General features: G+C 33.4%; 11 protein-coding genes. 5 read left to right on the top strand and 6 right to left on the bottom strand.

Features of this window, described 5'->3' with window-relative positions; all coding sequences use genetic code 11:
* Positions 1-10: 10 nt before the first annotated feature.
* The gene (gene cyoE / locus AK212_RS03290; protein WP_053029157.1) at positions 11-922 is read right to left on the bottom strand and encodes a heme o synthase; all 912 of its coding nucleotides are present in this window, start codon (positions 920-922) and stop codon (positions 11-13) included.
* Positions 923-1,157: 235 nt separating this feature from the next.
* On the opposite strand from cyoE, the gene AK212_RS03285 reads away from it, so the two are divergent.
* Complete coding sequence (locus tag AK212_RS03285) at positions 1,158-2,072, top strand: COX15/CtaA family protein (RefSeq protein ID WP_053029156.1); 915 nt, start codon at positions 1,158-1,160, stop codon at positions 2,070-2,072.
* Positions 2,073-2,180: 108 nt separating this feature from the next.
* Here the strand turns inward: AK212_RS03285 and AK212_RS03280 are convergent, their stop codons facing one another.
* The 3 genes from AK212_RS03280 to AK212_RS03270 form a co-directional block, all read right to left on the bottom strand.
* The gene (locus AK212_RS03280) at positions 2,181-5,630 is read right to left on the bottom strand and encodes a pyruvate carboxylase (RefSeq protein ID WP_053029155.1); all 3,450 of its coding nucleotides are present in this window, start codon (positions 5,628-5,630) and stop codon (positions 2,181-2,183) included.
* A 348-nt stretch (positions 5,631-5,978) separates the two neighbouring features.
* Complete coding sequence (gene ftsW / locus AK212_RS03275) at positions 5,979-7,205, bottom strand: cell division peptidoglycan polymerase FtsW (RefSeq protein ID WP_053029154.1); 1,227 nt, start codon at positions 7,203-7,205, stop codon at positions 5,979-5,981.
* Positions 7,206-7,520: 315 nt separating this feature from the next.
* A complete protein-coding gene (locus AK212_RS03270; RefSeq protein WP_016930721.1) occupies positions 7,521-7,799 on the bottom strand; it encodes an Fpa/YlaN family protein in 279 nt (92 codons plus the stop codon).
* A 140-nt stretch (positions 7,800-7,939) separates the two neighbouring features.
* On the opposite strand from AK212_RS03270, the gene AK212_RS03265 reads away from it, so the two are divergent.
* On the top strand, positions 7,940-8,425 hold the full coding sequence (locus tag AK212_RS03265; protein WP_016930722.1) for a hypothetical protein: 486 nt from the start codon (positions 7,940-7,942) through the stop codon (positions 8,423-8,425).
* A 1-nt stretch (position 8,426) separates the two neighbouring features.
* Entirely contained in the window at positions 8,427-8,618 is a 192-nt protein-coding gene (locus AK212_RS03260; RefSeq protein WP_053029153.1) for a YlaI family protein, read from the top strand.
* Positions 8,619-8,864: 246 nt separating this feature from the next.
* Here AK212_RS03260 and typA read toward each other — a convergent pair whose 3' ends face one another.
* Positions 8,865-10,709, bottom strand: a complete 1,845-nt coding sequence (gene typA / locus AK212_RS03255) for a translational GTPase TypA (protein ID WP_016930724.1) — start codon at positions 10,707-10,709, stop codon at positions 8,865-8,867.
* A gap of 97 nt (positions 10,710-10,806) precedes the next feature.
* Here typA and AK212_RS03250 point away from each other — a divergent pair, with 97 nt between their 5' ends.
* Positions 10,807-10,998 carry a DUF5325 family protein gene (locus AK212_RS03250; protein WP_053029152.1) on the top strand — a complete coding sequence of 64 codons (192 nt, stop codon included), beginning with the start codon at positions 10,807-10,809 and terminating at the stop codon, positions 10,996-10,998.
* Between the two features lie 72 nt (positions 10,999-11,070).
* Here the strand turns inward: AK212_RS03250 and AK212_RS03245 are convergent, their stop codons facing one another.
* Complete coding sequence (locus tag AK212_RS03245) at positions 11,071-11,886, bottom strand: inositol monophosphatase family protein (protein ID WP_053029151.1); 816 nt, start codon at positions 11,884-11,886, stop codon at positions 11,071-11,073.
* Positions 11,887-12,063: 177 nt separating this feature from the next.
* On the opposite strand from AK212_RS03245, the gene AK212_RS03240 reads away from it, so the two are divergent.
* Positions 12,064-12,675 carry a YktB family protein gene (locus AK212_RS03240; protein ID WP_016930726.1) on the top strand — a complete coding sequence of 204 codons (612 nt, stop codon included), beginning with the start codon at positions 12,064-12,066 and terminating at the stop codon, positions 12,673-12,675.
* Positions 12,676-12,685 lie beyond the last annotated feature (10 nt).

Genomic DNA, 12,685 nt, shown 5'->3' with positions numbered 1-12,685 from the left:
TTTGTATATTTTAAATCATTTTTATAAGTGAGATAACAACAACTAAAACGAAAAACACTACTAAATAATTTAGAGAGTATATAAACATTTTTGTTGCCCATTTAGTTTGGTCTGTATTTCTCTTAAATGACGTTAAACCTATATAAAGCCAACCTAAATTGAGCAATGTTCCTAATACTACAAATGTTGTTCCAAGACTTGATAATAGGAATGGTAATGGAAGTAAAAATATTAACCATATAAACATACTTACTCTAGTACGTTTAAATCCTTTAACAGATGGTAACATAGGAATATTAGCTAATGCATATTCATCACTTCGTTTAATTGCTAAAGCATAAAAGTGAATTGGTTGCCAACAAAAAACAACTAAAAATAATGCAATTGCAACGAGACTTATATTTCCATCAATTGCAACCCATCCAATTAATGGTGGTACTGCACCTGGAAAACTTCCTACTACTGTATTCCAAGTTGTATGTCTTTTAGACCAAATTGAATAATAAGACACATAACCTACGATGCCGATAAGTCCTAGTACGCCTGATGGTACATTTAATAAGAATAAACAAGCTTCTCCTACTAACATCATACCAAAACTTAAAAATAATAAATTTTTATCTGAAATTCTATCATTAACTGTTGGTCTATTTTGTTTACTTGGCATTATACGATCAATGTCCTGATCATAATAATTGTTTAATGCACAAGCACCACCCATAATTAATGTTGAACCAATCAACATTAATAGAATTTGAGGTATTGACGATAGGAAGGAATGATTGGTCATCACAACTGCTAACCAAGCGCCTGCAAATGCAGGAATTAAGTTACCTTGGACCAATCCCATCTTGATAATCTGTTGTAACTCTTTAAACGATACACGGCTCGATGGTTGTGACAAAGTTTGCTCTTTGCTCATGATCCCCCTCCTTAAATTTTCCATATAATACTATGATATAGTAATTACTAAAAATTGACTAGTTTATATCAAATTTAATTGTGACACTTTAGCGACATTCTACTACACTAATTTTTTGTTAGTTCTTATTGTTGTATAATTATTTTAATAATATAATTTCAATAAAATAGACATTAATTAAGCGTAATCAATTGTATTTAGAAGATGCACTTAATTAATGATGGGGTGTATAACATTGTTTAATAAACGAAACCTTAAATGGTTATCTGTATTAGCAACTATCATAATGGCATTTGTACAACTTGGTGGTGCATTAGTTACTAAGACTGGCTCTGAAGATGGATGTGGATCATCTTGGCCTTTATGTCACGGTGCATTACTCCCTGACAATTTACCAATAGACACTATTATTGAATTAAGTCATCGCGCTGTCTCAGGTATCTCATTAATTGTTGTACTGTGGTTAGCTATTACTGCATGGAAACATATCGGCTATATTAAAGAAGTAAAGCCATTAGCTATTATTAGTATCGCATTTTTACTTGTTCAAGCATTAATTGGTGCAGCAGCTGTTATTTGGCAACAAAATTCATATGTATTAGCGCTGCATTTCGGCATATCTTTGATTAGTTTCTCTTCAGTATTCGTTCTAATGCTGATCATATTTGAAGTTGATAAGAAATATGAAGCCGATGAATTATATATCAGAAAGCCTTTAAGAAGATTAACATGGATCATGACAGGCATTGTGTATGTAACCATTTATACTGGTGCGTTAGTTAGACATGCAAAGGCAAGTTTAGCTTATGGTGGTTGGCCGTTACCTTTCCATGATATTATTCCACATACTGAACAAGATTGGGTTCAATTTGCGCATCGTGGCATGGCATTTATTACATTTATATGGATTATGATCACATTTATTCACGCAGTTAAGAATTATTCTGAGAATAGAACGATACGATATGGATATACGACTGCGTTTATTCTTATCATATTGCAAGTCATTACTGGTGCGTTATCTGTAATGACGAACGTCAATTTATTCATTGCACTTTTACATGCATTATTTATCACGCTATTATTTGGTATGATTGCCTACTTCATTATGTTAATGCTACGTACCATTAGAAGTGAAAATAACAAATAACCTATCATATTAAAAAGGAGATGTGAACCGTGTTATCACATCTCCTTTTTTTATTTATTGAATTGTTCTATAACGTCAAAATGTCTTATTTTCAAACAACTATTTAATTTAATCTGCTTTTTCAATCTCAATCAGTAGATCCCCTGTGGCAATTGCATCACCACTAACAACGGTTACTTGTTTGATTGTACCATTGAACGGTGCCTGAATTGTCGTTTCCATCTTCATCGCTTCTGTAATTAGTAGTGGTTGATTAACTTTTACTTCATCGCCAACTGCAACTTTTACCTCAGTAACCGAACCTGGCATTTGAGCACCGATATGACTAAGGTTTGATTTGTCTGCTTTAGGTTTTAAGTTCGTATTTGTTTTAATATTTTCATCTTTAATCGAAATACGACGCGCTTGTCCATTCATCACATAATAAATCGTTCTATAACCATTTTCATCTGGCTCACTAATCGTTTCAAGTTTAATGATCAATCGTTTACCCGTATCTATTTCGATTTCAACTGTTTCACCATTACGCATACCGAAGAAGAACGTTGGTGTATCTAATAACGATAAATCACCATATTGTTGTTTCGTTTGAATATATTGATCAAATACTTTTGGATACAATACATAACTGATAACATCTTGTTCAGTCACTTCACCATAAGCTTTTGCTTCAAGTTCTTGTCTTATATCATCAAAATTTACAGGGGCTAAATATTCACCTGGACGCTCTGTTAATGGTTGTTGGCCTTTAAGGATGACCGCTTGGAGATTTTTATTAAAACCATTGACCGGTTGACCGATGTCACCTTTGAAATATGATACAACAGATTCAGGGAAATCTAACTTATGTCCTTCATTAATTACTGTTTGTTCATCCAAATCATTTTGAACCATATAAAGTGCCATATCTCCTACAACTTTAGATGATGGTGTTACTTTCACAATATCTCCAAATAAGAAATTCACACGACGATACATATCTTTGACCTCGTGGAAACGTTCACCTAAGCCTAAACTTTTAGCTTGTTGACTTAAGTTTGAATATTGTCCCCCAGGCATTTCATGTTGATAAATTTCAGTATTAGGAGATTTAATGTCACTTTCAAAGTCATTATAGTAAGGGCGCACAGTACTCCAATAATGACTGAGTTCTTCTAAGCCTTCAATATCTGCGCTTAAATGACGATTAAAGCCATTCAGTCCATAATAAAGTGAATTAGCACTAGGTTGACTTGTCAAACCACTCATAGATGCAACAGCAGTATCTATGATATCAACACCTGCATCTATCGCTTCTTTATAGATAAGCAGGCCATTTCCACTCGTATCATGAGTGTGTAAATGTATTGGTAAGTTTATCGCTGATTTTAATTCGCCGATAAGTTCATAAGCTGCTTTAGGTTTTAATAATCCAGCCATATCTTTAATTGCTAAGATATGGAATCCTTCACGTTCTAATTCTTTAGCTAAATTAACATAATATTCAAGTGTAAATACATTTGAACGTTCAGGATTTAAGATATCTCCCGTATAGCAAATTGCGCCTTCAGAAATTTTACCTGCCTTTTGAACCGCTTCATTTGCTACTTTCATTTGGTCGACCCAGTTTAATGAATCGAAAATTCGAAAGACATCTACGCCTGCATTTGCACTTTCTTTTACAAACTTTTCAATTACATTATCAGCATAGTTTTTATAACCGACTGCATTTGAAGCGCGTAATAACATTTGGAACAAAATATTTGGAATGGCTTTACGTAATCTTTCAAGTCGTTCCCATGGATTTTCCTTTAAAAAGTTATATGCGACATCAAATGTTGCGCCTCCCCACATTTCTAAAGAGAAACTATCTTTAAATACTTCAGCTGTTTTAGAGGCAATATTCATCATATCTTTAGTACGTACACGTGTTGCTAAAAGCGATTGATGTGCATCACGAAATGTAGTATCAGTTACCAATACATCTTTTTGTTCACGAACCCAATTCGCAACTGCTCTTGGTCCTTCGTTATCAAGTAACTGCTTTGTACCATTCAATGAATTAATTTTTCTGTGAGACACTTGAGGTATCGTTGTTGATTCATAATCAGGTTTAGGTCTCTTTTCAACATTTGGGAAACCATTAATTGTAACATTACCGATATATTCAAGCGTTTTAGTACCACGGTCAAGTGTAGGTGCAATATTAAATAATTCAGGTGTTTGTTCAATAAATTTAGTTGTATAATCTCCACTGCGGAATTGATCATTTCGCATCACATTAATTAGAAACGGAATATTCGTTTTCACACCACGGATACGCATCTCGCGAAGTGAACGTTCCATCTTTTCTTCAGCTTGTTTAAACGTAACCGCGTGTGTCGATAATTTAACTAACAATGAGTCGTAATACGGAGATATCTCTGCACCTTGGAAACCATCTCCAGCATCTAATCGTACACCAAAGCCGCCACTTGAACGGTACGCGATAATTGTACCTGAATCTGGCATAAAATCATTGGTTGGGTCCTCAGTCGTAATACGACATTGAATAGCATAACCTAATGATTGAATGTCTTCTTGTTGAGGCATAGAAATACGTTCATCAAACAAATTAGCACCATCAGCAACTAAAATTTGAGTTTTAACAATATCTATACCTGTAATCATCTCAGTTATTGTATGCTCTACTTGTACACGAGGATTAACTTCGATAAAGAAGAACTCGTCCCCTGATACTAAGAATTCTACAGTACCCGCATTCACATATTTGATATTATTCATCAATTGTAGTGCCGCATCACAAATTCGTTCTCTTAAATCATGAGATAATCCTACTGAAGGGGCTACTTCTACAACTTTCTGATGACGACGTTGTACCGAACAATCACGTTCATACAAATGCACAATATTACCATATTCATCACCAATAATTTGTACTTCTATATGTTTCGGATTGTCTATGTATCTTTCAATATAAACGTCACTGTTCCCAAAAGATTTTTCCGCTTCAGATTTGGCACGGTGAAACGCATCTTCCAATTCTCTTTCTTCACGAACAATACGCATCCCTTTACCACCGCCACCACTAGTGGCTTTAATCATTAAAGGAAAACCAGCATCTTTAGCAAATGCTTTGGCCGCTTCGAAACTTTCAATTGGTCCATCAGTACCAGGAATGACTGGTAAGTTAGCTTTAATCGCAGTCGTTCTCGCTTTAACTTTATCCCCAAACATATCCAAATGTTCTAAGTGTGGACCAATAAATTTAATACCTTCTTCTTCACAACGATGTGCAAATTGTTCATTCTCACTTAAGAAGCCATAACCAGGATGAATTGCATCCACACCAGCTCTTTTCGCCACATCGATGATACGTTCAATGTTCAAATAACTCTCAGCTGGACCCAAATCTTTGCCCACTAAATAAGATTCATCAGCTTTATATCTATGTAAAGCATTTTTATCTTCGTTCGAATAAATTGCCACGGTTTTAATATTTAATTCTGTTGCTGCCCTAAATATTCTGATTGCAATTTCGCCACGGTTTGCTACTAATAATTTTTTTATATTTTTCAAAAAAGGCACTCCCCTTTTAAAGTTCGAATATTCTAACTAATTAGATAATAAAATTTTATACTAACTCAAATAATAAAGCTATCTTTATTTATGAAATGTGAGTTATAAAAAAATAGTAAAGTACTAATAATGCTTGAAAATAAGTATTGCATATATACCCTTTTCTAAAACGCATGCTCAGAGTATCATCAGGAAAAATTATCATTAGTCATAACTTTATATTATCACTTTAATAGATAATACTCCACCAACATCGACGTTTTATAATAATTTTCATAAAAATGTAAAAAACCTTTACATGAACTCTAATTATATGTTCATGTAAAGGTATCGTTTATATTATTATCTTTATCTAGTTAAACCAATTTTTTGTTTTTTAGCTTTTTGTGATCGTTTTTCGTCCATTTTAATTTGTTTGGCAACTAGCAATAATAGACCCATTGCGATACTTAAACTTAACATTGATGAACCTCCAAAACTTATAAATGGTAATGGAACACCTGTTAATGGGATAGTTGCTGAAATACCACCTAAATTAACAAACGTCTGACTTCCGATATAACTTGCAACACCTACACAAATTAATTTATAAAAATAAGATGGCGTTTTAGTAGCTAATACGAAAGCGCGATAAACGATAAAGAATAATAAGCAAATTACAAATAATCCACCTACTAAACCAAGTTCTTCACAAATGACTGCGAAAATAAAGTCAGTATGTGCCTCTGGCAAATAGCCAAGTTTCATAATACCATTACCTAATCCGCGTCCAAATAAACCGCCATTACCTATCGCCATTAATGAATTGGTCAAATGGTAACCTGTACCAGCTTCAGAACTGAATGGGTTCATCAGGGTACTAAAACGGGCTTTCAAATAGTGTGGCATCATACCGCTTGCTACAAAGAGTAAAGCAATACCAACGAAACTACCAACGATAAGTAAGACGGGTCCTTTGACTATTTTCTGAACACCTATGCCAGCAAAAATAAACATAGATACAATGATTATCATGATGAGCAAAGTCTGTCCAATATCACCCTGTAATAATACTAAAAATAGACATACAACTATCAGCACAAGTGGTGCAGCGATAACTTTAATCTTCTCTCTTACTTGTGGTAATTTTCGACTGATCACATATGAAATATATAATATGAATGCAATTTTCAACAATTCTGATGCTTGTAAGTTCATAAATCCAAGATTTATCCAACTCTTAGAACCGTTAATATTTTTACCTACGATAAGAGTTAAAAATAGTAACACGAAGATGATTATCATGATCCACTTCTGTGTTTTCGCTTGTTGTAATATTTTAATATTCAGCATAAAAGCGATAAAGAATACGACAATAAAACTCATAATAACGTATATAAGCTGTCTATTGTAGAAATACGTACCAGATACTTCAAGTCCACCTGTTAGCGTCCCTTTAGTTGCCGCAACCATACTTGCACTATATACCATAATCAAACCAAAGAGACACAAAATAACGTATGTAATTAATAATGGATAATCGATGAACTTAGCAGTTCTACCTATGTATCGAAATATATTTTTTAAATTACTCATAAAAATGATCATCCAATTCTAGATTTTTAAAACTATGAATACTATTACATTTAAACATAATTTCTGTCTAAACTATTATATACTTTGTGCACATTATTTAACAAATATAAACTGATTAGTGATGCATCTATTTAACTTACAATTTCAGTCTTCAATTTGAAAAAGCGCTTAAAACATAAAATGACTGAAAATATTATAAACATAATATTTCAGTCACTATAGTGAGATAATTTATATGTAATAAATATTACAATTAACTCAATTTATAAATGAAAAAGCAAATCATTAAAATTTACTTATATATTTAATCGATAGTTATTTTACATTAGTAAATGCTTCATGAAGTTTAGATAATTCTTTTTCTAAACGTAGCATTAAATTTTTGCCGTCTTCTTTATTGACTAAACCAAGTTTAACCGCAAAGTCAACTTCTTTTTGTAAACCAAACATTTGTGTGTCGAGAACTTCTTCATATAACGGGCACGAAGGTAAAGTTAAATTATCCATTTGAACTTTAATTAAATGTAAGATTCTATCAGCATCTTGATTTAATTGCTCATAAGCCACGTTACTCATTTTCGTTTGCTTCGGCATCACATACTCCCCCTATCATTAAATATCTTCATATCAAAAGTTTATCTTACTACTTTTTAAAAAGCAAGTTTATTCAGTGAATACATGAATTTAATTGTGATAAAATAATGACTAGAACGAAATTAGGGAGTGGGCAAAAAATGATTCAAATCAAAGGCTTAGTCAAGTTCCCTATCACTTTAGATAGTACAACTTGGATATTCGATGATAGAAAAGTAAAAATCGAAGATATTGAAAGCGGTGTGTTTGAAGGAACAAAACCTATTAAATTTGAAGATAATCGTGAATGGAACAGAGCCATTCTTGAAGGACAAACGAATCCTCCAACTTTAAATTCAGAGATAAAATATCGTAAACGTTCTGTATTAGAAGATTCTTTCGCTATCAATATGACACCTTTCTTCAAAAATGCAGAACCGCAAGACAATGCGACTGCAATTAAATTATTTAATGAAAATGATGCTATTGAAGTCCCAATTGACTTGTTACCTTATCTGTTCTTCCAATTTGCGAAAGACGGTAAACGAATGTATGATGATAACGCTGTAGATAGCTTTGTTTATAACCCAGATGAGAAAGATTACACGTATGAATTTAAATATGTTACGCATATAGAGGTGATCTAATTTGCGTGAAGTACAATGTATAATTTGTGATACGAAGGTTTTAATTGATGAACATACGGTTGAAGCCAAACGACTTCGCAATAATCCAATCAGAACATTTATGTGTGATGATTGTAAAAGTCGCCTAGATAGACCAAAGCAACGTCTAAATACACACCACACAGTAAACTTTAATCCAAATGATGGATTTTAATTATCTATAATTAATTAAAACTTTTATTTCTCAAAATAAATCAGTCTGGGACATAAATAATTTAATCATGCTATTTAGCAAATTCGCAGTAGCTGACTGAACTGAGAAGGCGCTTAAATCAAGCTTTTCTCAGTTCTAGTCATCCTGTAAAATACACAAACTAAAAAACCAGTAAATGATGCTTAGCACACATTTACTGGTTTTTGCATAAAGTACTCTAAATAATAATTTAGATTTCAACGATGCTTATTCTTCTTGCATCATTTGTTTCACACGTTTAGCTTCTTTTTCACGTAATGATTTATTTAAAATTTTCTTTCTTAGACGAATACTTTGAGGCGTTACTTCAACTAATTCATCATCATTAATATATTCTAACGCTTCTTCAAGTGTAAGAATTCTTGGACGGTTCATTGTTTGTGTTTGGTCTTTAGTAGCTGAACGTACGTTTGTTTGATGTTTTGCTTTAGTAATGTTTACTGTTAAATCATTTTCACGGTTATGTTCACCAACAATCATACCTTCATATACTTCAGTACCTGGTTCCATGAAGTTTACACCACGATCTTCTAAGTTGATGATCGCATATGCTGTGGCTTGGCCTTGGTCCATAGAAATTAATGCACCATTACGACGACCACCAATTTGTGCTTTAACACGAGGTCTAAATTCTTCGAAAGTATGGTTAATAATACCATATCCACGTGTCATAGACATAAATTCAGTTGTATAACCAATCATACCACGTGCTGGTACCATAAAGATAAGTCGTGTTAACCCATTATCAGTTGTTGACATATCTAACATTTCACCTTTACGTGCACCTAAAGATTCAATGACTGATCCTGCATTTTCAGAAGGTACTTCACATTGAACGCGTTCAAATGGTTCACTTAGAACACCATCAATTTCACGTAAAATAACTTGTGGTTTAGATACTTGAAGTTCAAATCCTTCACGTCTCATATTCTCGATTAAGATAGATAAATGTAATTCACCACGTCCTGCAACTACCCATGTATCTGGAGAGTCAGTTGGTGTTACTTTTAATGAAACGTCTGTTTCAAGTTGTTGATCTAAACGTTCTTGGATTTGACGTGCAGTAACATAGTCACCTTCACGGCCAGCAAATGGTGAATTATTTACTTTGAATGTCATTTCAAGTGTTGGTTCATCAATACGTAACACAGGTAATGCTTCTTGATGATCAGTTGGTGTCACTGTTTCTCCGACGTTAATATCTTCCATTCCTGAAACGGCAATTAAATCACCCGCTTGTGCTTCTTCGATTTCTTCACGTTTCAAGCCAAAGTAACCAAAGATTTTAGTTACACGGAAATTCTTAACAGTACCATCTAATTTAATAAGCGATACGTTGTCACCTACGCGCATTTTACCTCTGAATACACGTCCGATACCAATACGTCCTACGTAGTCATTATAATCCAATAATGCGACTTGGAATTGTAACGGTTCATCATGATTGTCGATTGGTGCAGGTACATAATCAATAATTGTTTCATATAAAGACTGCATGTTTTCATCTTGTTTTTCTGAATCAAGACTAGCAGTACCATTAACAGCAGATGCATATACTACTGGGAAATCTAATTGTTCATCATTTGCTTCTAACTCGATGAATAAATCTAATACTTCATCCACTACGCCTTCAGGTCTTGCTGATGGTTTATCAATTTTATTTACAACCACAACAGGTTTTAAGTCTTGTTCTAGTGCTTTTTTAAGCACAAAACGTGTTTGAGGCATTGTACCTTCATAAGCATCGACAACAAGTACAACACCGTCTACCATTTTCATAATACGTTCTACTTCGCCACCAAAGTCAGCATGTCCAGGTGTATCTAAGATGTTTATTCTTGTACCTTTATAATCAATCGCAGTATTTTTAGCAAGAATTGTAATACCACGTTCTCTTTCTAAATCATTAGAGTCCATTGCTCTTTCGTCAACATGTTCGTTCTCTCTGAAAATACCAGATTGTTTAAGTAATTCATCTACTAATGTAGTTTTACCATGGTCAACGTGCGCAATGATTGCAATATTACGTACATCTTCTCTTCTATTAGTCATTTTATAATTCCTTTCTCGAGTAAACTCCCACTTTTAATTACAACTTTTTTATTATATCATATTATTAGTAAAAGATAACAAAAAGGTGGGGTATGGGATGGAAAAACCTAAGTCTAAAGGTATATTTTGGTTGCTATCAATTATAGCAGTAATATTTTTAGTGCTTTTTAGTTTCAGCGTTGGTGCTGGTAGTATTCCAATGATGATTTTAACATTTATACTTTTCATTGCAACTTTTGGCGCTGGTTTCACGCTTAAAAAGAAGTATCGTGAAAATGACTGGCTTTAATATAATAAAAATGTCTCGGTAGTACCATTTGGAAGATGCACATCTTTCAAAGTTGACTGACCGAGACATTTTTTATTTTTTGAAACGTTGATGCAATTCTGTTAAAACGGCGTTATTCGGATTTAAATAATCAACCAAAATTTCATTATGCGTCGTCTTATTTCCAACTAGAACAGAATTAGCACTTTCTATTGTCAGTGGTTCACCTAATAAATTACTTCCAACGCCATCAACTTCATTTAAAATAATTAAGCCACCTGCAAAATCCCAAGGTTGCAACCTTGGCGTAATATATGCAGCCAATTGTCCCTTAGCAACACTTATAATTTCTAAAGCTGCACTTCCAAATGCTCTACAACTTCTTGCTTGATTTACAATTTCTGAAAAGATTGGCCCCATTTTAGGTTTGGTAATCCAATTGGGATTAATACCTATTAAGCTTTGTTTTAAATGCGTATCATTTAATGGTTTTAATTCATGTTTATTCTCAAATGCGCCTTCGCCCACTTTCGCATGATAGAGGACATCTTTCATCACGTCATAGACTAATCCGGCATATGGCTTACCATCACGATAAATACCTATTGATATCGCAAAGCCTTCTTGCTGGTGAACAAAATTGAGCGTTCCGTCAATTGGATCAACAACCCATACTACACCTTTGACGTCTTCCATATTATGACCATGTCCTTCTTCACCAATTACACGATGATCAGGATAATTTCTTAGTATGGCATCATAAATATAATTCTCAGTTGCTTTATCCACATTCGTAACTAGATCATTCGGGTTTGACTTCGTTTCAATACTCAATTCTTCTTTCATCATAAATCTTACTTTATTACCCGCTTCTAATATCAAACCTTGAGCAAATTCGTATAGTGACATATCATCATCTCCTGTTGTTTCCTATTATACAGAATTTTAGTCAATATAATCTATACATCTTTGTATACCTTATTATAATGAGTTTAAACGCAAATAATCTCAATTCAGCATTTGGATAGATTCAGTCATTCTGTGCTACAATAACGGTAAATTATTTTCTGAAAAGGAGCAACGCTAATGACGCAATATACATTTAAACCTAAAGATTTCAAAGCGTTTGAAGTTGAAGGCTTAGATGCTCGAATGGAAGCATTAAATGAGTACGTACGCCCACAACTTCATCAATTAGGGGATTATTTTAGTGAATATTTCACCTCTCAAACTGGAGAAACTTTTTATGCTCATGTTGCAAAACATGCACGTAGAAGTGTAAACCCACCTGTAGATACGTGGGTTGCTTTTGCTCCTAATAAACGTGGATATAAAATGCTACCTCATTTCCAAATTGGTTTATTTAAAGACCATTTATTTTTAATGTTTGGCGTTATGCATGAAGGTAAAGATAAAGCTGAACGTGTGAAAGTATTTGATAAACACTTTGATACGCTTAAACATTTACCTGAAGATTATCAAGTAAGTTTAGATCATATGAAACCTGAAAAATCATACATTAAAGATTTAAGTGATGATGAATTACACCAAGCGATTGATCGTGTGAAACATGTTAAAAAGGGAGAATTTTTTGTTGCACGTACACTCTCCCCTAATGATGCTGAATTAAAATCGGATAAGGCATTTTTAGCTTTCGTAAAAGAAACGTTTGATGAATTTTTAAAATTCTATGAATAAACTCAACGTT

The sequence above is a fragment of the Staphylococcus borealis genome (assembly GCF_001224225.1).
Lineage (GTDB): Bacteria > Bacillota > Bacilli > Staphylococcales > Staphylococcaceae > Staphylococcus > Staphylococcus borealis.
The sequence above is the reverse complement of the archived record's forward strand: the minus strand, read 5'-3'. Positions and strand labels throughout refer to the sequence as shown.

Excerpts from the sequence above, each read along its gene's own strand:
- cyoE (WP_053029157.1), bottom strand. The coding sequence starts at position 922 with ATGAGCAAAGAGCAAACTTTGTCACAACCATCGAGCCGTGTATCGTTT.
- ftsW (WP_053029154.1), bottom strand. The coding sequence starts at position 7,205 with ATGAGTAATTTAAAAAATATATTTCGATACATAGGTAGAACTGCTAAG.
- AK212_RS03270 (WP_016930721.1), bottom strand. The coding sequence starts at position 7,799 with ATGCCGAAGCAAACGAAAATGAGTAACGTGGCTTATGAGCAATTAAAT.
- AK212_RS03265 (WP_016930722.1), top strand. The coding sequence starts at position 7,940 with ATGATTCAAATCAAAGGCTTAGTCAAGTTCCCTATCACTTTAGATAGT.
- typA (WP_016930724.1), bottom strand. The coding sequence starts at position 10,709 with ATGACTAATAGAAGAGAAGATGTACGTAATATTGCAATCATTGCGCAC.
- AK212_RS03250 (WP_053029152.1), top strand. The coding sequence starts at position 10,807 with ATGGAAAAACCTAAGTCTAAAGGTATATTTTGGTTGCTATCAATTATA.
- AK212_RS03245 (WP_053029151.1), bottom strand. The coding sequence starts at position 11,886 with ATGTCACTATACGAATTTGCTCAAGGTTTGATATTAGAAGCGGGTAAT.
- AK212_RS03240 (WP_016930726.1), top strand. The coding sequence starts at position 12,064 with ATGACGCAATATACATTTAAACCTAAAGATTTCAAAGCGTTTGAAGTT.